This window comes from Mesorhizobium sp. M3A.F.Ca.ET.175.01.1.1 (assembly GCF_004791945.1).
GTDB lineage: Bacteria > Pseudomonadota > Alphaproteobacteria > Rhizobiales > Rhizobiaceae > Mesorhizobium.
Genome location: NZ_SRTP01000004.1, coordinates 316,255 through 340,967 on the forward strand (window position 1 = coordinate 316,255; position 24,713 = coordinate 340,967).

Annotated in this window: 24 protein-coding genes; 19 read left to right on the forward strand and 5 right to left on the reverse strand. The window is 64.2% G+C overall.

From position 1 onward, the window contains the following. Positions 1-25 precede the first annotated feature (25 nt). From EN818_RS13025 to EN818_RS13035, 3 genes are read right to left on the reverse strand one after another with little or no spacing between them, the layout of a single operon-like run. On the reverse strand, positions 26-1,243 hold the full coding sequence (locus EN818_RS13025) for an FAD-dependent oxidoreductase (RefSeq protein WP_176478344.1): 1,218 nt from the start codon (positions 1,241-1,243) through the stop codon (positions 26-28). Positions 1,244-1,259: 16 nt separating this feature from the next. Further along, complete coding sequence (locus tag EN818_RS13030; RefSeq protein ID WP_095805435.1) at positions 1,260-1,574, reverse strand: MocE family 2Fe-2S type ferredoxin; 315 nt, start codon at positions 1,572-1,574, stop codon at positions 1,260-1,262. A 46-nt stretch (positions 1,575-1,620) separates the two neighbouring features. Continuing rightward, on the reverse strand, positions 1,621-2,727 hold the full coding sequence (locus tag EN818_RS13035) for a fatty acid desaturase family protein (protein ID WP_245420303.1): 1,107 nt from the start codon (positions 2,725-2,727) through the stop codon (positions 1,621-1,623). Between the two features lie 170 nt (positions 2,728-2,897). On the opposite strand from EN818_RS13035, the gene EN818_RS13040 reads away from it, so the two are divergent. From EN818_RS13040 to EN818_RS13080, 9 genes are all read left to right on the forward strand, one after another. Next, positions 2,898-3,929 (forward strand): LacI family DNA-binding transcriptional regulator, encoded by a 1,032-nt coding sequence (locus EN818_RS13040; protein ID WP_095805119.1) that lies wholly within the window; start codon positions 2,898-2,900, stop codon positions 3,927-3,929. A 323-nt stretch (positions 3,930-4,252) separates the two neighbouring features. Continuing rightward, the gene (locus EN818_RS13045) at positions 4,253-5,194 is read left to right on the forward strand and encodes a sugar ABC transporter substrate-binding protein (protein WP_129553554.1); all 942 of its coding nucleotides are present in this window, start codon (positions 4,253-4,255) and stop codon (positions 5,192-5,194) included. Between the two features lie 230 nt (positions 5,195-5,424). Further along, positions 5,425-6,501, forward strand: a complete 1,077-nt coding sequence (locus EN818_RS13050) for an ABC transporter permease (RefSeq protein ID WP_095805118.1) — start codon at positions 5,425-5,427, stop codon at positions 6,499-6,501. A gap of 2 nt (positions 6,502-6,503) precedes the next feature. Beyond that, positions 6,504-7,274 carry an ATP-binding cassette domain-containing protein gene (locus EN818_RS13055; RefSeq protein ID WP_040972873.1) on the forward strand — a complete coding sequence of 257 codons (771 nt, stop codon included), beginning with the start codon at positions 6,504-6,506 and terminating at the stop codon, positions 7,272-7,274. A gap of 80 nt (positions 7,275-7,354) precedes the next feature. Beyond that, on the forward strand, positions 7,355-8,347 hold the full coding sequence (gene iolG, locus EN818_RS13060; RefSeq protein WP_095805117.1) for an inositol 2-dehydrogenase: 993 nt from the start codon (positions 7,355-7,357) through the stop codon (positions 8,345-8,347). Between the two features lie 29 nt (positions 8,348-8,376). Continuing rightward, entirely contained in the window at positions 8,377-9,171 is a 795-nt protein-coding gene (locus EN818_RS13065) for an SDR family oxidoreductase (RefSeq protein WP_095805116.1), read from the forward strand. A gap of 160 nt (positions 9,172-9,331) precedes the next feature. Further along, positions 9,332-9,598: a type II toxin-antitoxin system Phd/YefM family antitoxin gene (locus EN818_RS13070; protein ID WP_095805115.1), complete on the forward strand. Its 267-nt coding sequence runs from the start codon at positions 9,332-9,334 to the stop codon at positions 9,596-9,598. Next, positions 9,595-10,017 (forward strand): type II toxin-antitoxin system VapC family toxin, encoded by a 423-nt coding sequence (locus EN818_RS13075; RefSeq protein ID WP_095805114.1) that lies wholly within the window; start codon positions 9,595-9,597, stop codon positions 10,015-10,017. The genes EN818_RS13070 and EN818_RS13075 overlap by 4 nt, the downstream gene beginning before the upstream one ends. Positions 10,018-10,826: 809 nt before the next feature. Next, positions 10,827-11,918, forward strand: a complete 1,092-nt coding sequence (locus EN818_RS13080) for a 3-deoxy-7-phosphoheptulonate synthase (RefSeq protein WP_095805433.1) — start codon at positions 10,827-10,829, stop codon at positions 11,916-11,918. A 27-nt stretch (positions 11,919-11,945) separates the two neighbouring features. Here EN818_RS13080 and EN818_RS13085 read toward each other — a convergent pair whose 3' ends face one another. Further along, positions 11,946-12,581, reverse strand: coding sequence for a LysE family translocator (locus EN818_RS13085; RefSeq protein WP_095805112.1), 636 nt, complete (start codon positions 12,579-12,581; stop codon positions 11,946-11,948). A gap of 127 nt (positions 12,582-12,708) precedes the next feature. Here EN818_RS13085 and EN818_RS13090 point away from each other — a divergent pair, with 127 nt between their 5' ends. Next, complete coding sequence (locus EN818_RS13090; protein ID WP_095805111.1) at positions 12,709-13,410, forward strand: YafY family protein; 702 nt, start codon at positions 12,709-12,711, stop codon at positions 13,408-13,410. A 12-nt stretch (positions 13,411-13,422) separates the two neighbouring features. Here EN818_RS13090 and EN818_RS13095 read toward each other — a convergent pair whose 3' ends face one another. Then, positions 13,423-14,532: a Gfo/Idh/MocA family oxidoreductase gene (locus tag EN818_RS13095; RefSeq protein WP_095805110.1), complete on the reverse strand. Its 1,110-nt coding sequence runs from the start codon at positions 14,530-14,532 to the stop codon at positions 13,423-13,425. A 154-nt stretch (positions 14,533-14,686) separates the two neighbouring features. Between EN818_RS13095 and EN818_RS13100 the strand changes: the two genes are divergently transcribed. The 9 genes from EN818_RS13100 to phnN all read left to right on the forward strand — a co-directional run bounded on the left by EN818_RS13100 (position 14,687) and on the right by phnN (position 24,698). Beyond that, the gene (locus EN818_RS13100) at positions 14,687-15,532 is read left to right on the forward strand and encodes a MurR/RpiR family transcriptional regulator (RefSeq protein WP_165350085.1); all 846 of its coding nucleotides are present in this window, start codon (positions 14,687-14,689) and stop codon (positions 15,530-15,532) included. A 156-nt stretch (positions 15,533-15,688) separates the two neighbouring features. Then, positions 15,689-17,623 carry a 5-dehydro-2-deoxygluconokinase gene (gene iolC / locus EN818_RS13105; protein ID WP_095805109.1) on the forward strand — a complete coding sequence of 645 codons (1,935 nt, stop codon included), beginning with the start codon at positions 15,689-15,691 and terminating at the stop codon, positions 17,621-17,623. A gap of 26 nt (positions 17,624-17,649) precedes the next feature. After that, a complete protein-coding gene (gene iolD, locus EN818_RS13110; protein WP_095805108.1) occupies positions 17,650-19,500 on the forward strand; it encodes a 3D-(3,5/4)-trihydroxycyclohexane-1,2-dione acylhydrolase (decyclizing) in 1,851 nt (616 codons plus the stop codon). Positions 19,501-19,672: 172 nt separating this feature from the next. Further along, a complete protein-coding gene (gene iolE, locus EN818_RS13115) occupies positions 19,673-20,590 on the forward strand; it encodes a myo-inosose-2 dehydratase (protein ID WP_095805107.1) in 918 nt (305 codons plus the stop codon). Positions 20,591-20,653: 63 nt separating this feature from the next. Further along, a complete protein-coding gene (locus EN818_RS13120) occupies positions 20,654-20,863 on the forward strand; it encodes a DUF3329 domain-containing protein (protein WP_095805431.1) in 210 nt (69 codons plus the stop codon). 376 nt (positions 20,864-21,239) lie between these two features. After that, on the forward strand, positions 21,240-22,052 hold the full coding sequence (gene iolB / locus EN818_RS13125; protein WP_095805106.1) for a 5-deoxy-glucuronate isomerase: 813 nt from the start codon (positions 21,240-21,242) through the stop codon (positions 22,050-22,052). A gap of 144 nt (positions 22,053-22,196) precedes the next feature. Next, a complete protein-coding gene (locus EN818_RS13130) occupies positions 22,197-22,904 on the forward strand; it encodes a DUF1045 domain-containing protein (RefSeq protein WP_095805105.1) in 708 nt (235 codons plus the stop codon). Positions 22,905-22,935: 31 nt separating this feature from the next. Then, complete coding sequence (locus EN818_RS13135; protein ID WP_095805104.1) at positions 22,936-24,075, forward strand: alpha-D-ribose 1-methylphosphonate 5-triphosphate diphosphatase; 1,140 nt, start codon at positions 22,936-22,938, stop codon at positions 24,073-24,075. Continuing rightward, positions 24,072-24,698, forward strand: a complete 627-nt coding sequence (gene phnN / locus EN818_RS13140) for a phosphonate metabolism protein/1,5-bisphosphokinase (PRPP-forming) PhnN (RefSeq protein WP_165349942.1) — start codon at positions 24,072-24,074, stop codon at positions 24,696-24,698. Before EN818_RS13135 ends, phnN begins: the two co-directional genes overlap by 4 nt. The last annotated feature ends 15 nt before the right edge of the window (positions 24,699-24,713 follow it).

The window sequence follows — 24,713 nt, forward strand, 5'->3', positions numbered from 1 at the left end:
TCGATGTGTCTGTTGATGTGGCCGCTTACGCCGCCAGCAGTGATTTCAGCTTGACCGTCTGCGACCCCAGCGCCTCCGGCGCCGGCTTTGCCCGCTTGGCAATCAGCATCTCGCCCAGGCGGATGTCGCGCGCCACCGCATTGCCCGGGCCGATGCCGCTCGCCGCCACCAGCCGCCCATCCTCAGCCAGGTGGAACAGGATGAAAGCATCGTCGTCGAGGTCGCGACGCACGATCGAGCGGCCTTCGTCGGAAAGTCCGGCGATCTGCAGCGTCAGGCCATATTGATCCGACCAGAACCACGGCACGGCGGCATGATCCTCGTTTGCCCCCAGCATGTTCCTGGCCGCGAGCGCGCCCTGTTCCTGCGCATTGCGCCAGGCCTCCAGCCGCACGCGTCGTCCGCCATAGATGGCGAGCGGAAACGAGCAGCAGTCGCCGGCTGCGAAAATATCCGGATCGGCGGTACGCAATTGCCGGTCGACGGCGATGCCGTTGTCGATGGCAAGTCCCGCTTCGGCGGCGAGCGCCGTCACCGGCACCGCGCCGATGCCAATCACTGCTAGATCGGCAACGATCTGCTGGCCGTCGGCAAGCGTGATGCGGACCTGAGTGCCGTCATCGGCTATCGCCGTGATGCCCTGGCCGGTGAGGATTTTCACGCCTTCGGCCTCATGCGCCTGATGGATGATTTCGGCGATGTCGGCCGGCACGCCGCGCATCAGGATTCGCGGCTGCGCCTCTATGACGGAGACCGTGGCGCCAAGCTTGCGCGAGGAGGCGGCAAGCTCGAGACCGATGAAGCCGCCGCCGATGATGGCGACGCGGTTGCCCGCCCGAAGATGAGCGCGGATGGCGAGCGCGTCGTTGAATGTCCTGAGATAGACGCAGCGTCCGCCCAGGCCCGGCATCGGCAGCCTGCGCGGCACCGATCCGGTTGCAAGCAGCAGCTTGTCATAGGGGAGTGAGGAGCCGTCCGAGAGAGTTACGAGATGCGCGGCGCGGTCGATGCCGACGGCCCGCACGGAATGGAGGTGCCGGATCGACCGCTCGGCAAGAATTTCGTCGCTGGCGATCGCCTTGATGGCCGGCGCCTCACCGGTCATGGCCTCTTTCGAGAGCGGCGGCCTTTCATAGGGCAGGTGCGGCTCGTCGCCGACCAGCGTAACCGGACCTTCGCAACCGAGATCGCGCAAGGTGAGCGCTGCGCGCCCGCCGCATTCGCCGGCGCCGATGACGACCATTCCTCCCGCCATCGCGTCACCCGACCTGAATGAGGACTTTGCCCGCGTCGACCTTGACCGGATAGGTCTTGAGATTGACGCATACCGGCGCGCCCCTGGCGTCGCCGGTCTTGTAGTTGAAGCGCCCATTGTGCTTGGGGCATTCGATGATGTCGTCCATCACCAGCCCGTCGGCCAGGTGCACCTTCTCATGCGTGCACAGCCCGTCGGTCGCGAAATATTCGTCATCGGGGCTGCGATAGATCGCGTAGGTTCTGCCGCCGTGGTCGAACCGCATCACGTCCTCTTCGTCGATGTCTCCGGCCGTGCAGGCCTCGACCCAGTCGCTCATTTTGTCCTCCGGCGAAATTGAATTGCCCGGCATTCGTGCCGGGCGGTCACTCGGCCGCCGCCGCAGCGGGATCATCGCTGTGCAGGTCCTCCCGATAGGGCCGCGCCGTCGGCGGCAGCTCGCGCTTGATGAAATAGTCCTCGTAGCGCAGCTGGCGCAGGAAGGCGGGGATCATCTCGCGGTAACCGGCCAGGATCGACGGCGTCGGCGCCGGCAGGTCGTGCTTGATCATCTCATGCAGCTTCGACAAGGCGTGGTAGGGCACCATCGGGAACATGTGGTGCTCCACATGGTAGTTCATGTTCCAGTAGATGAAGCGGCTGATCGGGTTCATGTAGACGGTGCGGCTGTTGAGCCGGTGGTCGGTGACATTGTCGGCGAGGCCGCCATGCTGCAGCAGGCCGGTCATGACGTGGTGCCAGGCGCCGTAGAGCCGCGGCAGGCCGACCAGCATCAGCGGCAGGAACGATCCGAAATAGAGCGCCAGGGCGATCGTGGCGGCATAGATCGCCGTCCAGATCCGGGCGATGCGGATCGCCCTCGGCTGCTCCTGCTCGGGAATGAAGGTCTTTTCCGCCGCGCTGATGTTGCCGGCCGCGTTGCGCAGCATGTCGCTCATCGCGTGCCAGGCGTCGAGAATGCCGACGAAGGCCAGCACGGTGCGAACCAGGTCCGGCGGCCGCATCACGGCGATTTCCGGATCGCGGCCGACAATGATGGTGTCGGTGTGGTGGCGCGTGTGGCTCCATCGCCAGGTCACCGGATTGCGCATGATCATGAAGCAGGCGATCTGGTAGACGGCATCGTTCATCCACTGCGTCCGGAACGCCGTGCCGTGGCCGCATTCGTGCCAGCGGGAATCGGTCGAGGAACCGTAGAGCGTCCCGTAGACGAAGAAGAAGGGCACGCACCACCAGGTGCCCCAGAACCAGGCGCCGCCTGCGGCACTGATGATCAGGGCGCCGAGCCAGATGATGGTGTCGCGGATCGCCGGCTGGTCCGAGCGCTGCATCAGTTCCTTCATCTGCTTGCGCGGGATCTCGGTGTGGTACCACTCGGCCGATGCCAGTCCGTTCTCGACCGCGAGCTTGGCATCACGACCGACCAGGCTGTAGTCGCGGCGGGACGGTGCTGCGTCCATCGTTGCCGTCATGAGGTTCCTCCGTCAGCGCCTGGCGAGTCGCCCGCATGCAAAACGGGCGCTATGGCGGGCGTCGAGGCGCAAAATAGCGCTAATGGATGATAGCCTCAATATCACAAAGATAGTTTCTATCATTTCACATCAGAATGATGTAACGTGAATGGGCAGCAAACGGAGGTTTCATGGCAAAGCGGCCAACCATCATCGATCTGGCTCGCGTCTCCGGCGTCAGCGTCGCCACCGTTGACCGGGTGCTCAACAACCGTCTGCCGGTAAAGGAGGAGACGGCGCGCCGTGTCTACGAGGCCGCGACCGACATCGGCTATCACGCGGCCGGGCTCATCAAGCAACGTATGCGCCAGGAATTGCCGGAATACCGGCTGGGCTTCCTGCTCCTGAGGGGCAATGATATTTTTTACAACGATTTTGCACGCGAGCTCGAACTGGCGGTCTCGCAATCGCAACGATTCCGCGGCGTCGCCACTATCGATTTCGCTGCCTCCCTCGCGCCCAGCGAGATTGCCGCCCAGATGCGAAAGCTGGCGGCGAAATCCAGGGCGATCGCCGCTGTCGGGCCGGATCATCCGACGCTGACGGCGGTCGTGGAGACGCTGAAGGCGAGAGGGCAGCCGGTCTTCTCCCTGCTCTCCGACTTCGCCGCCGGCATCCGCGAGGGCTATGTCGGCCTGGACAACCGCAAGGTCGGGCGCAGTGCGGCCTGGATGATCGCCAAGGCGGCACGCAAGCCCGGCAAGGTTGCCCTGTTCGTCGGCAGCCACCGCTTCCATGGCCATGAGCTGCGCGAGATCGGCTTCAGATCGTTCTTCCGCGAGCATGCCCCGGAATTCACGGTGCTGGAGACGCTGGTCAACCTTGAAGCCAACCAGGTGACGCATGATGCGATGCTCGATCTTCTGGCGCGCTATCCCGATCTTGCCGGCTGCTATGTCGCCGGCGGTGGCATGGAAGGCGCGGTCTCGGCGCTGCGGGCCGCAAAGCCCGCGAATATGCCGGTGGTCATCTGCAACGAGATCAACGCCGAGTCGCGGGCTGCGCTCGCGGACAACGTCCTCACCATGGTCATCTCGACGCCGCTGCCGGCGCTCTGCCGCGAGCTTGTCGGATTGATGGCGCACGCCATCGAAACCGGAGCCGCGAATGCTCCGGGTCAGACCTTCCTGCCGTTCGACATCTACCTGCCGGAAAACATCTAGGGATTAGCGACCGGCCAAGGGTGGCCGTCAATGATGATGGGATCCATCACCCTGATAGAATGTTGCAGGGTCCGCCTGCGAAAATCCGGCGCTCCATTTTGGAATCGCCCTTGACGCCGTCCCACGAAATGGAATAAATATTTCACTAGCAGAGCATTTTGGTCCTTTCGTTCCGGGAACATTTGTTTCAAGCGGGAGCCTGGCGTTCCAGCCGTCGGAAAACGTCGCCGGAGCCGAAATGATCGTCGGGAGAGATTCCCCGCAGGATCGGGGATTCCGGTTCAATCGGTGCAGCCGGACACCAAGTGGAGGAGAGAGATAAAATGAAGAAACTGCTTTTGGGCCTCGCGCTGTCGGCGCTGATGTGCTCGTCGGCCTTTGCCGCCAAAGTCGGTGTGTCGATGGCCAAGTTCGACGACAACTTCCTGACCGTGCTGCGCAACGGCATGATCGCCCAGGCCAAGGGCATGGACGGCGTCGAGCTGCAGGTCGAGGACGCGCAGAACGATGTCGCCAAGCAGCTCGACCAGATCAAGAACTTCGCCGCCTCGGGCGTTGACGCCATCATCGTCAACCCGGTCGACACCTCGGCCACGCAGGCGATGTCGGACGCGGCCGCCGCGGCCAAGATTCCGCTGGTCTACGTCAACCGCCAGCCGGTCAATGTCGACTCGCTGCCGGACAACCAGGCCTTCGTCGCTTCGAACGAGGCTGAATCCGGCACGCTCGAGACCCAGGAAGCCTGCCGACTGTTCAAGGAAGCCGGCAAGAAGGAAGCCAACGTCTATGTCATCATGGGCGAGCTTTCGAACCAAGCCGCGGTGCAGCGCACCAAGGACATCGAGGAAGTGATCGCCACGCCGGACTGCAGCTTCATCAAGATCATCGACAAGCAGACCTCGAACTGGGACCGCGACCAGGCGCAGAACCTGATGACCAACTGGCTGTCGTCCGGCAAGCCGTTCGATGGCGTCATCGCCAACAACGACGAAAGCGCTATCGGAGCCATCCAGGCCATGAAGGCCGCCAACATCGACATGAAGTCGGTCGTGGTCGGCGGCGTTGACGCCACCCAGGACGCGCTGGCCGCGATGCAGGCGGGCGATCTCGACGTGACGGTCTTCCAGGACGCTGCCGGCCAGGGTGCCGGTGCGCTCGATGCGGCGTTGAAGCTCTCCAAGGGCGAGAAGGTGGAAAAAAAGGTCTATATTCCGTTCCAGCTCGTCACGCCGGCCAACATCGACAAGTTCCTGAAGAAGAACTGAGGCTGCGCGAGAGGCAATTCCAGGAAACGAGCTGAGCGGTTTTCCGCACGGAATTGCCAGGAAACTTCCACGGCGGGTCACCTTTCCATCGAAAGCTGACCCGCCCTGCAAGGAGCGGCGCAGGAAGGCATCGGACCGGCTGACATCGGCTGCTGGTGAAGCGCCGCCGCCCTTCCTTTCTCCGCCCACAGCGCGGGAGAGCGGGGCGCGGCCATTCGGAGGAAGAAGACGTGTCACAGACATCGCATGGCATTGGCGGGCTGAGCTACGATGCCAAGAAGCGCCCCTGGCCTGCCGAGTTCAACGTGCTCCTGGCGCTCGTCATTCTCGTCGGCGCCTTCGAGCTGATCGGCCGCGTCTTCCTCGGCGACAGCTTCCTTTTCAACACCCGTGAAAATGTCGACGCCATCTTCAACGAGCAGCGCCTGCAGATCATCATCCTGCAGGTCTCGATCGTCGGCATCATCGCCATCGGCGTCACCCAGGTCATCATCTGCGGCGGCATCGACCTGTCCTCGGGCTCGGTCGTCGGCGCCACCGCCATGATCGCCATGAGCTTCGCCCAGGTGGCGACGGTCAACGGCAATCCAAATCCCAAGGCGATGTTCATCGACTATGGCTGGACCGACTTGCCGGTCATCGTGCCGCTGCTGGTGGCCATCGGCTGCGGGTTGATAGCCGGGCTGATCAACGGCCTGCTCATCGCCTACACCCGCATCCCGCCCTTCATCGCCACGCTCGGCATGATGGTCACCGCGCGCGGCATCGCCAAATGGTGGTCGAAGGGCCAGCCGATCTCGTTCCCGACCGACAGCTTCGCCACGATCGGCAAGGGGCTGATGCCGGTCATCATCTTCATCTCGCTGGCGATCCTGTTCCAGCTGATCCTGAGCTACACGAAATACGGCAAGCACTGCTACGCCATCGGCTCCAACGAGGACGCCGCGCGCATGTCCGGCATCAAGATCGCCAACCACAAGGTGCTCGTCTATGCCATCGCCAGCATCCTGGCGTCGCTCGCCGCGGTGGTGCTCTGCTCCAAGAACCTTACCGCCCAGGCCGGCATGGGCGTCATGTACGAACTCGACGCCATCGCCATGGCGGTCATCGGCGGCGTCTCGCTGTCGGGCGGCCGCGGCTCGATCATCGGCACGGTGATCGGCGCGCTGATCTTCGGCGTCATTATTTCCGGCTTCACCTTCCTGCGCCTCGACGCCTACTACCAGGAGATGGTCAAGGGCGTCATCATCGTCGGCGCAGTCGTTCTCGATCAGTGGCGCCAGCGCCGCCGGGCGATAGGAGCTTGACCATGTCGGACATCGTTCTGAAGACCGAAAACCTCACCAAGCACTATGGCGGCGTGCATGCGCTGCAGGAAGCGAATTTCGAGCTGCGCAAGGGCGAGCATGTCGCCATCATGGGCGACAACGGCGCCGGCAAGTCAACCTTCGTGCGCCAGATCACTGGCGTCGAGCAGCGCACCGACGGCAAGATCTGGTTCGACGGCAAGGAAGTGAATTTCGCCGGCCCGATCGAGGCGCGCGAGGCCGGTATCGAGACAGTGTTCCAGAACCTCGCGCTGGCCGATGACCTCGACGTGCCGTCGAACCTGTTCCTCGGCCGCGAGAAGGTGCTGTTCAACCTCGGGCCGTTCTCGATCCTCGACCGCAAGGCGATGCGCAAGGCGACCGAGGCGGCACTGATCCGCACGGCGGTGAAGATTCCCAACCTTTCCAGCACCATCCGTCACATGTCGGGCGGTCAGCGCCAGTGCGTGGCGATCGCCCGCACCGCGACCTTTGCCTCGAAGCTGATCATCATGGACGAGCCGACGGCGGCCCTCGGCGTGCAGGAGACGGCGCAGGTCGAAAACATCATCCGCACGCTGAAGGAGAATGGCGAGCCGCTGATCCTGATCAGCCACAACATGCGCCAGGTGTTCGACCTGGTCGACCGCATCGTCGTCTTCCGGCGCGGCCGCATCGTCGCCAATCTGCGCAAGCAGGACACTGACGGCAACGACATCGTCGCCTACATCACCGGCGCCAAGACCGGACAGGCGGAACTCCAGGCCGCCTGACCGGCGCCACGCCAAGATCACCCAAATCGTCCGCGCCGGCAGGCGCGGACACGCATTAGAACCACCTCAAAGGACATTCCATGACTCTCCGCTTCGCTCTTCTCGGCGCCGGCCGCATCGGCAAGGTGCATGCCCGCGCGGTTGCCTCCAACCCGCAGGCCAGACTGGTGGCCGTGGCCGATGCCTTCGAGAAAGCCGCAACCGAGCTGGCCGGCGCCTATGGCGCCGAGGTGCGCACGATCGACGTCATCGAGCAGGCCAAGGACATCGACGCCGTCATCATCTGCACGCCGACCGACACCCATGCCGACCTGATCGAACGCTTCGCCAGGGCCGGCAAGGCGATCTTCTGCGAGAAGCCGATCGACCTCGACGTCAAGCGGGTCGAGCAGTGCCTGACAGTGGTCGAGAAGGCCGGCGCCACGCTGATGGTCGGCTTCAACCGCCGCTTCGATCCGCATTTCGCCGCCGTCCGCAAGGCGATCGACGACGGCGCCATCGGTGACGTCGAGATGGTCACCATCACGTCGCGCGATCCGGGCCCGCCGCCGCTCGACTACATCGCCCGCTCCGGCGGCATTTTCCGCGACATGACCATCCACGATTTCGACATGGCGCGCTTCCTGCTCGGCGAGGAGCCGGTTGCCGTCAGCGCCCACGCCTCGGTGCTGGTCGACAAGAAGATCGGCGAAGCCGGCGATTTCGACTCGGTCAGCGTCATCCTGGAAACCGCATCCGGCAGGCAGGCCGTCATCTCCAATTCGCGCCGCGCCACCTATGGCTACGACCAGCGCATCGAGGTGCATGGGTCGAAGGGCATGGTCGCCGCCGAAAACCAGCGGCCGGTCTCGATCGAGCTTGCCAACGACAAGGGCTACACCCGGCCGCCGCTGCACGACTTCTTCATGACCCGCTACATCGATGCTTATGCCAATGAGATCGCGTCCTTCATTGCCGCCAACAGCGCCGGCAAGAAGGCGGCGCCGAGCGGCAGGGACGGGCTGGTCGCGCTGAAGCTGGCCGACGCGGCCTTGCAGTCGGCAAAGACGGGCAAGACCGTCCGCGTCGATTGAACCTTTGAGTTGATTACAGGAGCAGAGCGATGAGCGGTTTGGCCGGTCGCAATTCAGAAACGCGTGCCATCGTCACCGGCGGCGCGCAGGGCGTCGGCTTCGCCGTCGCCGAGGCGCTTGCCGACGAGGGCTGCCGGGCACTGGCGCTGGTCGGCCGCTCGCAGGAAAAGGGCGACAAGGCGGTCGCCGCGCTGAAGAAGAAAGGCGTCGACGCCATCTTCATCAGCGCCGACGTCGCCAAGGTCGCCAACTGCAAGCGCGCCGTCGCCATGGCGCTCGCGCATTTCGGCACCGTCAATGCGCTCGTCAACGCCGCCGCCACCTCGGCGCGCGGCTCGCTGGTCGAGACCACAGAGGAGCTTTTCGACCAGATATTCGACACCAATGTGCGCGGCCCCTTTTTCCTGATGCAGGGCCTGGTCGCGCATCTTCTCGAGCGCAAGGCGCCGGGCTCGATCGTCAACGTGCTGTCGATGTCTGCCCATGCCGGCCAGTCCTTTCTGACGGCCTATTCGACCAGCAAGGGCGCGCTGATGACCTTGACCAAGAATGTCGCGAGTTCCCATCGGCGCAACCGCATCCGCTGCAACGCCGTGCTGCCCGGCTGGATGGACACCGAAGGCGAGGACATCGTGCAGAAGAAGTGGCATGACGCGCCGGACGACTGGTTGGCGAAGGCCGAGGCCGCTCAGCCGATGGGCCAGTTGGTGAAGCCTGCGCAGCTTGCCCGGCTGATCACCTATATGCTGAGCCCGCAGGCCGGCGTCATGACGGGGTCGCTGGTCGACTACGACCAGAACATCGCCGGCGTGATCGGCGAGTAGGTGCAACCGAGTAACCTCGCGTCCACAAGCAGTTCGGCCGTCCGTGCAGCAGTGATTGGCCTCGCGCGCCTGCCAGGGCGTCCTGGGCCCTGTAAGCCCTGTTGCCGCGACATCGCTATTCCCATATAGTCAGGATGGTCAGAATAGGCATGAGATTGAAATGCTGCCTGGACCCAAAGAAGATGTGAGCTGGACGGTCGCTGGGGCAAAAGCCCGGCTCTCGGAGGTTATAGATCGGGCACAATCGTCGCCGCAGACGATCACCCGAAACGGCAAACCAAGCGTCGTCGTCGTGTCGGTAGACGAATGGCGGCGCAAGACCGCACGGAAAGGCACCCTCGCTGAGTTCCTGCTGGAGTCGCCGTTGCGCGGCTCCGATTTGAACCTTGAGCGTCAACGCGACGAGCCGCGTGACCTGCCGCTGTGAGGATACTGCTTGATACGAATGTCCTGTCCGAAGTGACGAGGCCGGCTCCAGACACACGCGTGTTGGGTTGGCTGGACGAGCTTGACGAGGACCGCTCGTTCATCAGCGTTGTGTCGATCGCCGAGATCCGGCGCGGCGTTGCCCTCATGGATGACGGCCGCAAACGCGAGGCACTGGCTGAATGGCTCGCTCGGGACTTGCCGCAGCGCTTCGAGCAGAGGGTTTTGCCGGTGGATGAAGCGGTTGCGTTGGCCTGGGGCGACCTAATGGGGCTTGCCAAGCGCCGCGGTCGCGGTCTGTCGTCGATGGACGGCCTGATCGCGGCCACCGCGATTGCGCAGCAGCTCACCTTGGCAACGCGCAACACAAAGGATTTCGAAGGCTTTGGAATCGAAATTTTCGATCCCTGGACTGCATGAACAGGGCATGTCGGGCTCGAGAGCGCCCATGTTCCCTCGCCACAAGAGAATGTCTCGATGCACCCATATTGGATCACGGTAAGCGGCCATCTTGGGGTTGGCGTCACCGCGCGGTCGGAAGCCGACGCTCTACAACTGTTCTCGCTAGCCTTCGGATCCGTGCAAAAGGTCGTCAGCATCGAGATGATCAAGAACATGGATGATCTCGATCAAAATCACGTCATACCGAATTTGGGATGGGCAACTGGTTTCGTCGTGGCATCTGGTTTCCCCAAGGCCACGAGCACATTTCAAGCTGAGACGAGGCCCGCACCGAAAGAAAGGTGTCTCAATTGAGTGATCCTCAACCCATCACGAACGAAAATATCCTGAGGATTCTCGGCATCGTCCTCGTCGAAATTCGCGCGACCGATGAACTACGTACAGCACGTATGCTTGCAGACTCATTTCACAACGCGCCGGCCATGATCGCCCGCGGTGCTGATCCGCAGGATACGTGGACAAGCGTTCTCAATACCGCTCGCAGGCTTGAGATGGAACGATATGTCGTCTCACTGTTGAACCACGTTCAGGCGAGACAAACTTCAAGTCGAGCCCCTACCGACACGTGACAAGCGCCTCGACTTCGACTATATGAGCCGCATGATCCACCTGACCGCCTCGTTTTGGTACTTTAGCTACGGTAGCTCGCTGGCGGCGGGAGGATTGCGCTCGATCTGAAGATTGCAGCATAAAAATCCGACAAGCCGCCAGACCTGGCGGCTTTTTTGTTTCAGCCGGCAGGTCTCCTAAACCAGGAGCAGAAAGCCGTGTTGACCACCACAGACGACCTTCGGGTCACCGAACTCAAAGTCCTGAGCACGCCGGACGACGTGATGCGCGAGATACCGCGCTCACTCACGGCGACGCGCACCGTTGCCGCCTCGCGCAACGCCATCCATTCCATCCTGACCGGGGCCGACGATCGACTGGTCGTCATCGTCGGCCCTTGCTCCATCCACGATCCGGTTGCCGCCGTGGACTACGCCAGCCGTTTGGCGGCGCTGCGCGAGGCCTTGGCCGACCGGCTCGAGATCGTCATGCGCGTCTATTTTGAGAAGCCGCGCACCACGGTCGGCTGGAAGGGCCTGATCAACGATCCCGACCTCGACGGCAGCTTCAACATCGACAAGGGGCTCAGGATGGCGCGCAACGTGCTCTCCGCCGTCAACAATCTCGGTCTGCCGGCGGCGACCGAGTTCCTCGACATGACGACGCCGCAATACATTGCCGACCTCGTCGCCTGGGGTGCGATCGGCGCACGCACGACCGAGAGCCAGATCCACCGCGAGCTCGCCTCCGGCCTCTCCTGCCCGGTCGGGTTCAAGAACGGCACCGACGGCAATCTCAGGATCGCCGGCGAGGCAGTGAAGTCGGCCGCCCAACCGCATCACTTCATGGCGGTGACCAAGGGCGGCCGCAGCGCCATCGCGGCGACCACCGGCAACGAGGACTGCCACGTCATCCTGCGCGGCGGCGTTGTGCCCAATTTCGATGCGGCAAGCGTTGACGCCGCCGCGGCCGAGCTCGCCCGCATCGGCGTCGCGCCGCGGCTGATGATCGATGTCAGCCACGCCAACAGCGCCAAGAAGCCGGAGAACCAGCCGAAGGTCGCCGCCGACGTGGCGGGGCAGGTTGCCGCGGGTGACGAGCGCATCATCGGCCTCATGATCGAAAGCAATCTCGTCGCCGGCCGCCAGGACGTCGTGCCCGGTAAGCCGCTTGTCTATGGCCAAAGCATCACCGATGGCTGCATCGACTGGGCGACGACCGAGACGGTGTTGCACGGGCTTGCCGGCGCCGTCGAGTGGCGCCGCTCGATGAAGCGCGAGGCGCTCGCCATCCGGCAGGGCGCTGCGTGACCGGATCGCGAGGGCGGCGGCCTCTTTTCACGCCGCCCTCAGCCCCTCCCATGCGGTGAACACCGAGACCGCGAACAGCAGCAGCCCCGCCGCGCGCCCGGCTATGATCGTCGCCCGGGGATTGTCGACGAGCAGTTTCCGGCTGCGTCCGGCGGTGATGGCGAGCCCGCCATAGATCGCCGCCTGCGTGGCCACTGTGAGCAGGCCCATCACGGTCGCCTGCATCCAGATCGGACCGTAAGCCGGCTTCAGGAATTGCGGATAGACGGCAATCACGAACAGATAGGCCTTCGGGTTGATCAGGCAGGTGACCAAGCCCTGGCGAAACGCCTTCCACGCAGTGCGGCTGCCCGGTGGGCCATTGTCGTCGACAGTGATGGAGCTGCGCATCAGCGTGATCCCGATATAGGCCATGTAGGCGGCGCCGGCGATCAGCAGCGGCGTGAACAGGATCGGCACGAAATGTATGAGCAGGCCGACGCCGATCGCGCCGTTCAGCGTATGCGCGACGCCGCCGAGCATGATGCCGCCGGTCGCTGCCAGACCTCGGTCGCGCCCGCCGGTCAGCGCATTGGCCAGCACGAACAGCATGTCCATGCCGGGCACGACGATGATGCCGAACAGCAGGACGAAGAACAGCCAGAGATTTTCCGTGTAGCTCATGTCAGTTGCGTGCACTCCCATACGGCCAAGCCAGCGAGCAATCCGTTGCTTTTCAAGCCGATGCACGCTCCTATAGAACGCCCCAACTGACGAGGGTGTGTCAGTTGCGTTGAAAGCCGGTGGGAAAATGCGCAAGGCGTCGCGTCTGTTCGAGATCATCCAGATCCTGCGCTTGGCTCGGAAACCAGTGACGGCGGCCATGATCGGCGAGCGGCTGGAGGTGACGGTGCGCTCGGTCTACCGGGACATCGCAGCGCTGCAGGCGATGCGCGTGCCGATCGAGGGCGGGCGCGGCATTGGCTATATCCTGCGCCCCGGCTTCGACCTGCCGCCGCTGATGTTTTCGATCGAGGAGATGGAGGCGATCGTGCTGTCGCTGGCGCTGCTCGAACGCACCGGTGACGAGGAGCTCAAGCAGGCCGCCAAGCGCGTCGGCGCCAAGATCGCTGGCGCCGTGCCGCCGCCCTTGCGGCAGACGCTCGACGCCAATGCCTTGCATGCCTGGGGGTTCGCGGCACCGTCGGCGGGCGCGATCGATCTCGCCTTGGTGCGCCGCGCAATTCGCGACGAGGAGAAGCTGGATTTGTCGTATCGCGACGAAGCGGGCCGGGACACAAAGCGCATCATCCGTCCGGTAGCGCTCATCTATTACGCGGAGACCGCCAACATCGTCGCCTGGTGCGAACTGCGCCAGGCCATCCGCAACTTCCGCAGCGACCGCATCGAGGACTGCAGGACGACGGGCCTGTGGTTCAAGGGCGAAGGCGACCGCCTGCGCCAGACCTGGGTGGAGGGCTGGGAGGTCGATGCCTCGGCGAGCACCACCTGACGAGGGGCTAGCTTACCTTACATCCATCCAACGCTGTTCCTGGAACGAACGCGCCATCGCATGCACCGTGCGCTCGATCTCCAGCCCCTCGTCGAAGTCGATGATCCGCGCCGGCTTGCCGGCGATGCGCATCAACAGCTCGCGGCACTCGATCATCTTGAGGTCGTTGAAGCCGAGGCCGTGGCCGGGCGCCGGCACGAAGGCACCGTATGGTTTGTGGTGCGGCGCCACCAGGATGGTGCGGTAGCCCTGTTCGGTCGGCCGGTCGGCGGTGAGGTAGAGCTGGAACTCGTTCATCCGCTCCTGGTCGTAGAGGATCGAGCCCTTCGAGCCGAAGATCTGGATGGCGATGCGGCCCTTGCGGCCCCAGGCCGAGCGGTTGACCAGCAGCGTGCCGGCGACGCCGTTCTCCAGATGCATCAGCACGCTGGCGATGTCGTAGGTCTCGACCGCGCGGCGCCCGCCGGACGCGACCTGCCGGTCGGCATAGGGTTTGACCATGTCGCACATGACGCGGGCGACGCGGCCGAACAGCACCTTGATCAGCGACAGCGGGTGCACGGCGAAATCGTCGAGCGCGCCATAGCCGGAGGCGGCCTCATGCTTCCAGAAGAACAGCGCGTCGGGGTCGGCCATGAAGTCCTCGTCCATCTCGATCCGCACGAGATTGACCTCGCCGATGACCTTTTCCTCGAGCAGCGCGCCGATGTGCCGGATCGCCGGGTTCTGGATGTAGTTGTAGCCGAGCGCGGCCACCTTGCCGGATGTCCTGGCCGCCTTCGCCATCGCCTCGGCCTCGTCGAAGCCCGGCGCCATCGGCTTCTCGCACCAAAGATGTTTGCCGGCTTCCAGGATGGCGATCGCCATTTCCGGATGGAACTGGTTGGGCGTGGTCAGCGAGACGACCTCGACTTCCGGATCGTTGACCACGGCCCGCCAGTCGCCGGATCCCTTGGCGAAGCCGAACTCGCCGGCCTTGCGCCGGGCAAGCTCGTCGGTCACCTCGCCAAGATGCACCAGCCTCGGCTTGTCGACATCAGGGAAGACGGTGCCGACCGCGTTCCATGCGATGGCGTGGCACTTGCCCATGAAGCCCGTGCCGATGAGGCCCACTCCGACCATGTCGATGTCTCCGAGATAGGGGTAGATGACATGGATGAATTAATCCATTTTGGTAGAAAATGGAACGTCCAAATCATTTTTTATGGTGTTCTTGCGCGAAGCCGCTATGATGAGGCAGGAGAGGAACACCAGCATGGCCGTGGGCGGAGCGACGATGGACGAACGGGTGCCTCGCGATTTCGAAACGCTGCGCACGACGATCCTGGAACGGCGTGCGAGCCTGCCGAAGCGCATCGCGCAGATCGCCGCCTATGCGCTCGACAATCCCGACGACATCGCCTTTGGGACGGCGGCAAGCATCGCCGCTTCGGCCGGCGTCCAGCCCTCGACGCTGATCCGCTTCGCCCAGCAGCTTGGCTTCGATGGCTTCACCAGCCTGCAGCTTGTGTTTCGCGAGCGCTTGCGTGAACGCAATTCCTCTTATGACGAGCGGCTTGCGGCACTGCGCGCCAAGGCTGAGGAAGGTGCCGGACACCGGGCGATCTTCGACGGCTTCGTCGCCGCCGCCAGCACCTCGCTTAGCGACATTTCGCGTGCGCTGAACGATGCGCATTTCGAGCAGGCGGTTGCCTTGCTAGCCAGGGCCGAGACCATCTACGTGCTGGCCAAGCGCCGTTCCTACCCGGTCGCGTCCTACATCGCCTACGCGCTGGGCAAGCTCAAGATCCGCAACCAGCTCGTTGAATCCGCGGCTGGCCTCAATGCCGAAATAATCGGCTTCGCCACGCCGCGCGACGCGGTAATCGCCATCAGCTTCTCGCCTTACGCACCGGCGACCATCGAGGAGACACGCTCGATCTCGGAGCAGGGCGTGCCGATCGTCGCCATCACGGACAGCTCTTTCTCGCCGCTTGCCCAATTCGCCCGGGTCTGGTTCGAAGTGGCCGAAGCCGATTTCGGCGGCTTCCGCTCGCTGTCGGCGACGATGGCGCTCGCCATGGCATTGACCGTTGCCGTTGGCGAAAAACGTCGCGACGCCGGCCGCAAACGCAGGGCTTGAACGGCATCGCCGTCGCCGTTTTTCCATCCGGGAACACTCATTCCATATTGACTACAGATTGGAATTATTATTTCATATTGACGGCGCCACGCTGCCGTCCGCGCGTGCTGCCCAAAACAGCGCTGCTCTGCACAGCAAGGCCGATGGGAGGTTCGAATGGGCGAAGCCGTGGAAGCGAAACATCCGCCGCTCGACGTCATCACGATCGGCCGCGCCTCGGTCGATCTCTACGGCCAGCAGATCGGCTCGCGCCTGGAGGACATCACCTCTTTCGCCAAGTCGGTCGGCGGCTGCCCGGCCAATATTTCCGTTGGCACTGCAAGGCTTGGCCTGCGCTCGGCGCTGCTCACCCGCATCGGCGACGAGCAGATGGGCCGCTTCATCCGCGAGCAGCTCAGCCGTGAAGGCGTCTCTGTCGACGGATTGAAGACGGACAAGGAGCGGCTGACGGCGCTTGTGCTGCTGTCCGTCGAGGACGAAGGCGTCTCGCCGATGATCTTCTACCGTTCCGACTGTGCCGACATGGCGCTGTCCGAAGAGGATATCGACGAGGCGTTCATCGCCTCGGCACGCGCCGTCGTCGTCACCGGCACGCATTTCTCGCGCCCCAATTGCGATGCCGCCCAGCGCAAGGCGATCCGCCTCATGAAGGCGAAAGGCGGCAAGGTGGTGTTCGACATCGACTACCGTCCGAACCTCTGGGGTCTTGCCGGTCACGCCGAGGGCTTCGAGCGCTACGTCAAGTCGGACCGCGTCTCGGCGCAGCTGAAGACGGTGCTGCCGGATTGCGATCTCATCGTCGGCACCGAAGAGGAGGTCATGATCGCTTCGGGCGCCGACGATTGCCTGAGCGCGCTGAAGACGATCCGCTCCTTGTCCTCGGCCACCATTGTGCTGAAGCGCGGCGCCAAGGGCTGCATCGTCTATGACGGCCCGATCAGCGACGATCTCGAGGACGGCATCGTCGGCAAGGGTTTTCCCATCGAGATCTATAATGTGCTCGGCGCCGGCGACGCCTTCATGTCCGGTTTCCTGCGCGGCTGGCTCGGCGGCGAGAGTTTTGCCACGGCCGCCACCTGGGCCAATGCCTGCGGCGCCTTCGCCGTGTCGCGCCTGCTCTGCGCGCCGGAATATCCGACTTTCGAGGAGCTGCAGTTTTTCCTGAAGCACGGCAGCAGACATCTGGCGCTGCGCAAGGACGACGCGATCAACCACATCCATTGGGCGACCACGCGCCGGCGCGATATCCCATCGCTGATGGCGCTCGCCTGCGATCATCGCGTCCAGTTGGAAGATGTCGCCGCCAAGGTCGGAGCCGACGCGTCGCGTATCCCCGACTTCAAGGTGCTCACCGTCAAGGCGGCGGCCAAGGTCGCCGCCGGCCGAGATGGCTACGGCATGCTCATCGACGAGAAATACGGCCGCGACGCCATGTTCGAGTTCGCCCGCCACCCCTTCGCCTGGCTCGGCCGCCCGGTCGAATTGCCGGGGTCGCGGCCCGTGCGCTTCGAGTTCTCGCAGGACATCGGCTCGCAGCTGATCGATTGGCCGGTCGACCACTGCATCAAATGCCTCTGCTTCTACCACCCGGACGATCCGGAAGCGCTGAAGAGCGAGCAGCAGCAGAAGCTGAGAGCCCTGTTCGAAGCCGCGCGCAAGGTCGGCAGGGAACTTCTGGTCGAGATCATCGCCGGCAAGCACGGCAAGCTCGACGACACCACCATTCCTCGCGCGCTGGAAGAACTCTACGCGCTCGGCATCAAGCCCGATTGGTGGAAGCTCGAACCGCAAGCCTCGGCAGGCGCCTGGGCCAAGATCGAACAGGTGATCGTCAGGAACGATCCCTGGTGCCGCGGCGTCGTGCTGCTCGGCCTCGAGGCGCCGCAGGACGAACTGGTCGCGGCCTTTGCCGCAACGGCCAATGCGCCGGTCGTCAAGGGATTTGCCGTCGGTCGCACCATCTTCATCAACGCCGCCGAACAATGGCTTGCCGGCAAGATGTCGGATGACGAGGCTGTCGCCGACATGGCCTCGCGCTTCGAGCAGCTGACCGAGGCGTGGCTTGCCGCGCGCGGCCGCAAGGCAGCATAACAAGGCGGCATCCGGAGGAAACGACAATGACCAACACCGTTCGCCTGACGATGGCGCAGGCAGTGACCCGCTTTCTGTCCCGCCAGATGACCGAGATCGACGGCAGGAAGCTGCCGCTCTTCGGCGGCGTCTGGGCGATTTTCGGCCACGGCAATGTCGCCGGCATCGGCGAGGCGCTCTACCAGGTCCGCGACGAGCTGCCGACCTTCCGTGCCCATAACGAACAGGCGATGGCGCATGCCGCGATCGCCTATGCCAAGGCGAATTTCCGCCGCCGTTTCATGGCCGCGACCACCTCGATCGGCCCCGGCGCGCTGAACATGGTGACCGCTGCTGCCCTTGCCCATGTCAACCGGTTGCCGGTGCTTCTGCTGCCCGGCGATGTCTTCGCCAACCGCTTGCCCGATCCGGTGCTGCAGCAGGCGGAAGATTTCTCCGACGGCACGGCGAGCGTCAACGACTGCTTCCGCGCCGTCTCGCGCTATTTCGACCGCATCACGCGGCCGGAACAGATTATCCCGGCCCTCAATCGCGCCATGCAGGTGCTGACCGATCCGGCCGAGTGCGGCCCGGTCACGCTGTCGCTCTGCCAGGATGTGCAGGCCGAGGCCTATGACTATCCCGAAAGCCTGTTTGCCGAGCGCGTCTGGACGCCGCGTCGGCTCCGCCCGGACCGCCACGAACTGCAGGTCGCGGTGGCGGCGCTGAAGGGCGCCAGGAAACCGCTGGTGATCGCCGGCGGCGGAGTGCTCTATTCGCAGGCTTCCGCAGAATTGGCCAAGCTGGTGCAGGACGCGGGCATTCCGGTCTGCGAGACGCAAGGCGGCAAATCCTCCCTGCCCGATGATCATCCGCTTAACATGGCGGCGGTCGGCGTCACCGGCACCTCGGCCGCCAACCGGCTGGCCGAAGAGGCCGATGTAGTGCTTGCCGTCGGCACCCGCCTACAGGATTTTACCACCGGCTCCTGGGCGCTGTTCAAGAATGCCGACCGCACCATCATCGGCCTCAACACGCAAGGTTTCGACGCCGGCAAGCATTGGGCGCTGCCACTGGTCACCGACGCGGCCGAAGGTTTGGCCGAACTCGCCGCTGCATTGAAGGGATGGAAGGCGCCGACCGCCTGGACCGACAACGCGCTGAGCGGCAAGAAGGATTGGCAGGCCGCGGCCGCCAAGGTGACGGCCTCGACCAATGCCGCCTATCCTTCCGATGCGCAGGTGATCGGCGCCGTGCAGCGCGCCCTGGGGTCGGGCGTCACCCTGCTGCACGCTGCCGGCGGTTTACCGGGCGAATTGCACAAGCTGTGGCAGGCGGGCGCGCCCGGTTCCTATCACGCCGAGTACGGCTTCTCGACCATGGGCTACGAGATCGCCGGCGGTCTCGGCGTCAAGATGGCGAAGCCCGACCAGGAAGTCGTCGTCATGGTCGGCGACGGCTCCTATCTGATGCTGAATTCCGAGATCGCCACATCGGTGATGCTGGGCCTGAAGCTCACCATCGTGCTGCTCGACAACCGCGGCTATGGCTGCATCAATCGGCTGCAGATGGCGACCGGCGGCGCCAACTTCAACAATCTGCTCAAGGACGCCCGCCACGAGGTGATGGCGGAAGTCGACTTTGCCGCGCATGCTGCAAGTCTCGGCGCGATTTCCGAGAAGGTGGCCTCGATCGCCGAACTGGAGACGGCGCTCGCCAAGGCGAAGGGCAACGACAAGACCACCGTGCTGGTCATCGACACCGACCCGCTGGTCTCGACCGAGGCCGGCGGCCACTGGTGGGATGTCGCCGTGCCGGAAGTCTCGTCGCGACGCGAAGTGAACGCCGCGCGCAAGAAATATGAGGACAAAAAGCAGATGCAGAGCATCGGTGATTGAAGCCGGCGCGGCCCCTCACCCATACCCTCTCCCCGTGAAGAACGGGGAGAGGGGGCGTCAGCGCTGGAGCTAGTCCTTCTCCCCGTCACTATACGGGGAGAAGGTGCCGGCAGGCGGATGAGGGGCAGCGTCGACCAACGAAAATTGGATAATCCGAATCTGGAGTGACGACTTGAAAGCCAAACTGGGCATGTCCCCCATCGCGTGGTGGAACGACGATCTCGTGGAATTGAGCGACGACGTGTCGCTGGAGGAATGTCTGCGGCAGTCGCGTTCGGCCGGCTTCACCGGCATGGAGATGGGCCGCCGCTTCCCCAACGACCCGAAGGTGATGCTGCCGATCCTGAAGGAGGCCGACGTCACGCTCTGCGGCGGCTGGTTTTCCGGCACGCTGGTCAACGAGGACATGTCCAGGAACAAGGACCGCATCGAGCCGATGATCGACCTGTTCAAGGCCGTCAACGCGCCCTGCATTGTCTATGGCGAGGTCGGCCGCTCGATCCAGGGCGACCGTTCGAAGCCTTTGGCCACCAAGCCGAAGCTCACGGGCGACGAGATGAAGGCGTACGGCAGGCGTCTCACCGAGTTCGGTGAATGGTGCGCCGAGCAGGGCATGCCGCTCTCTTATCATCATCACATGGCGGCGGTCGTCGAGACCGAGCCGGAGCTCGACGCCTTCATGCGCCACTCCGGCGAAGGCATTCCGCTGCTGCTCGATGCCGGCCACCTCGCCTTTGCCGGCGGCGATGTGCTGCGCGCCATCGACAACCATCACAAGCGCATCAACCACGTCCATGTGAAGGACGTGCGCATGGGCGTCATCGACGCCCTTGATCGCACGAAGCAGTCGTTCCTCGATGCAGTCGCGCTCGGCGCCTTCACCGTGCCGGGCGACGGCTCGCTCGATTTCGGCGCCATCGTGCAACGCTTCGCAGATCACGGTTATGAGGGTTGGTTCGTCGTCGAGGCCGAACAGGATCCGAAGAAGAACCCGCCGCTGAAGATGGCTGAGGTCGGCCACAGAGAGCTGATGCGGGTGATGACGGCCGCCGGCTATACGGTGGAGACGCAAGGCTTCCCGAATGCCTGACTGGTGGATTTGCCGGGGCGCTCGCTCTATCTGAGGCGCTTGGAAAAAACCTGGATTGGCGCGATGAAAGATTATGAGCACCCCTTCTTCCGGCCGCTGTGGCGACGCATCGCCGTCGTCGCCGTCTGCCTGGTCTGGTCGGTGATCGAGTTCGCCTCCGGCACACCTTTCTGGGGCGTCATCGCGCTCGGCTTCGCCGGCTATGCGGTGTGGCAGTTCTTCTACCTATACAAGCCGGCCGAGGAGAAGCCGCCTGTTGAGCCGAAAGAATGATCGGAACCATGGCGCAGAAGCTTTTGTGGATTGGATCCTGCGTGTCTGAGGGATCGCATACGTTGGCGGTTGGCCGAAACGCCTCTCGCTCCGTCATCCACGGGCGAAGCGACGCGGCGCAGACCAGAGGATCCATGCCGTGACGTCAACACAGCCGCCGCGGTACAGAATTCTGCTCCGCTGCGCCTTTCGACCGAGGTTACGGCATGGATCCTAGGGTCTCCGCGACGGAGCTTCGCTCCTGCTGCGCCCTAGGATGACGACATTGAGAGGGACCGGCCAATCTCCAAGCTTTGTAAATAGTCCATCGAACGATGCGATCTCGGCTGCAAACAGACTGAAAAATCGGAATGTCCCGGAACTAAGGAGACAAAAAATGTCGAAACTGCTCGTCAAGGCCGACAAGGGGCACGGCCGCGTCGCTCACGTCACGCCGCAAAGCGCCGGCTGGACTTACGTCGGCTTCGACCTCCATCGCCTGAAGCCCGGCGAGACGGCATCCGGCGAGACGGGCAACCGCGAGGTCTGCCTGGTCTTCGTCACCGGCAAGGGTAGCGCATCGGTCGGCGGCAAGGGTCTCGGCCTGCTCGGCGAGCGCATGTCGCCCTTCGAGGGCAAGCCCTGGTCGGTCTATGTGCCGCAGGGCTCCGACTGGTCGGTGACCGCCGATACCGAGCTCGAGCTCGCGGTCTGCTCGGCGCCGGGCCTCGGCGGTGGGCTTCCAGCACGCGTCATCGGACCCGAGGATCTCGGCCAGGAAGTGCGCGGCAAAGGCACCAACACGCGCTACGTCACCAACATCCTGCCCGAGGGCAAACCCGCCGACTCGCTGCTGGTGGTCGAAGTCATCACCCCCGGCGGCCACACTTCCAGTTATCCACCGCACAAGCACGACCAGGACAATCTGCCGGCCGAGTCCTATCTCGAGGAGACCTACTATCATCGGCTCAACCCGCCGCAAGGCTTTGCCTTCCAGCGCGTCTACACGGATGCCAACGACAACGGCGAGCGCGATCTGGACGAAGCAATGGCGATCGAGGACGGCGACGTCGTGCTGGTCCCGAAGGGGTACCATCCCTGCGCGGCCTGCCACGGCTACGATCTCTATTATCTCAACGTCATGGCCGGTCCGAAGCGGACCTGGAAGTTCCATAACGCGACCGAACATGAGTGGCTGATGAAGGCTTGAGGTCCGACGCCGCCCGAACTGTTGGTCCAGCGCTAAAAAAGTCGCCGGCTAAGCACCGCCAGGGTTTATTTGCCTTCGAAAACCCACGAAAGCTTCGTCAATCCGTCATGGAAATCACCTATGGCGGGCTGACGAGGATCTTTCATGCGTTACGCCATCTATTACACGCCACGGCAGGACGAGCGCCTGGCGCGCGTCGCCGCCAACTGGCTGGGACGCGACCCTTTCGGCGCGGCGACGCGCCCAGTCGAGGCCGTGGGTGATCTGTCGGCGGCCGAAGTGGCCTTTCACACCGCTTCTGCCAGGCGCTATGGATTCCACGCAACGCTGAAGGCGCCGTTCCGGCTGGCGCCGAACGAGACGGAAGCCTCGCTTCGCGTCGCCCTCGACAGTTTCGCCGAAGCGGCGCCACCAGTCGTCATTCCGCGGCTTGTCGTCGGCCAGATCGACGGTTTTTTCGCGCTGGTGCCGGAAGCCCCGTTTGCCGCCCTCAACAGTTTCGCCGGCGAGGTCGTGCGCGGCTTCGACCGGTTTCGCGCGCCGCTGACGGAAGCCGAGATCGAACGGCGCAGTCCCGACTCGCTGAAGCCGGAGGAGTTCCGCAATCTTTGCCAATGGGGCTATCCCTACGTTTTCGAGACTTTCCGGTTCCACATGACGGTGTCCGGCCGCGTTGGGCCACAGGAAAGCCGCCGTCTTCGTGCAGCAATCGACAGCCTGTTCGCGGACGTGCTGCTGCATCCGGTGCCGGTGGATGCGCTGACGCTGTTTGTCGAGCCGGAACCGGGCGCGCCGTTCATGGTGCTCTCCCACCATGCGCTCAGCCGCCGCCCCGCCAGAAAAACCGCCTGATGCCAGTGCCTGAGACCATGGACCGCCTGAAATGACCGCCGAAACCGTGCTCGCCAATGCCCGCATCGTGCTTGCCGACGAGATCGTCGAGGGCTCTCTGCTGCTGCGCGAAGGCCTGATCGCAGCGATCGAGCCGGGCGCTACCCGCGCCGGCGAGGACATGGGCGGCGACTATATCCTCCCGGGTCTGGTCGAGCTGCACACCGACCATCTCGAAGGCCATTACGCGCCGCGTCCCAAGGTGCGCTGGAACCCGATCGCCGCCGTGCTTGCCCATGACGCGCAGGTGGCGACCGCCGGCATCACCACCGTGCTCGACGCCCTGCGCGTCGGCATGGACGAGGATGCCGACCTGAAGTCCGACGACATCCGCAAGCTCGCCGACGCGATCGCCGACAGCGTCAAGCAGGATCGGTTGCGGGCAGAGCACTTCATCCATCTGCGCTGCGAGGTCTCGGCGCCGGACTGCCTGAAAGCCTTCGTCAATTTCGAGGCCGACGACCGGGTGAGGCTCGCTTCGCTGATGGACCATGCGCCGGGCCAGCGCCAGTTCGTCGACATCGAGACCTATGCCTCGTATTACCAGCGCAAGCTGAAGCTGACGGGCCGCGATTTCCAGGAATTCTGTGACAAGCGCATGGCGGAATCGGCGATTAACTCTGGCCCGAACCGCGCCTTCATTTCCGCCGCCTGCCGCGAGCGCGGCATCGTGCTCGCCAGCCATGACGATGCTACCGCCGGCCATGTCGAGGAAGCGGTGGAGCAGGGCGTGCAGGTTGCCGAGTTCCCGACCACCGAGGAGGCGGCAAGGGCTTCCAAGGCGGCGGGCCTCGGCGTGCTGATGGGGGCGCCCAACGTCATGCGCGGCGCCTCGCATTCGGGCAACGTCTCGGCGAGGTCGCTCGCCGGCGACGGCCTGCTCGACATATTGTCATCCGACTACATTCCCTTCAGCCTGATCCAGTCGGCCTTCTTCCTCGGCAATGTCGTGGAAGGCATCTCTCTGCCGCAGGCTGTCGCCATGGTCTCCAAGAACCCGGCCGAGGCTGTCGGCTTGACTGATCGAGGCGTCATCGGGTCGGGCCGCCGCGCCGACCTGGTGCGCGTGCGCGTCGACGACCACGTCCCGGTCGTGCGAACCGTCTGGCGCGAAGGGCGCCGGGTGGCATGATGGTTTCGGCACTGATCGAGCGCGAGCTCACCGAAGCGCATCCTATCCGCACCGGCGTCTTCGTCGCGGTGGTCGGCCCGAGCGGCGCCGGCAAGGACACGGTGATCGGCTATGCAAAAAGCCGTTTTGCCGGCGAGCCTCGGCTGCATTTCGTGCGCCGGGTGATCACCAGGCCGAGCGACGCGGCAAGCGAGGATCATGACACGCTGGCCGATGCTGCCTTCGCCGAGGCCGAAGCCGACGGCGCCTTTGCCATCTGCTGGGACGCGCACGGCCTGCGCTATGGTCTGCCGGCCGATGTCGATGGAGCGATTGCCCGCGGTCATGTCGCGGTAGCCAATGTCTCCCGCGCCGCCATCACGGCGCTGCGCGCGCGCTATTGCAACCTTGCCGTGGTCGAGATCACCGCCGCGCCCGAGATCCTCGCACAGCGCCTGGCGGCGCGCGGCCGTGAATCGCGCGGCGAGGTGCTGGCTCGTCTGGCCCGCAGCACCAGCGTTGCGCTCGCCGGGCCGGACGTCACCTCGATCGACAACAGCGGCGCCATGGAGATCGCCGGCGAGCGCTTCGCCGAGGTGCTGCGCAAGGCAATGGCGTTCTCCGACCTGTCCGGGATGATCTGAGGCAGCCTTTCCCTT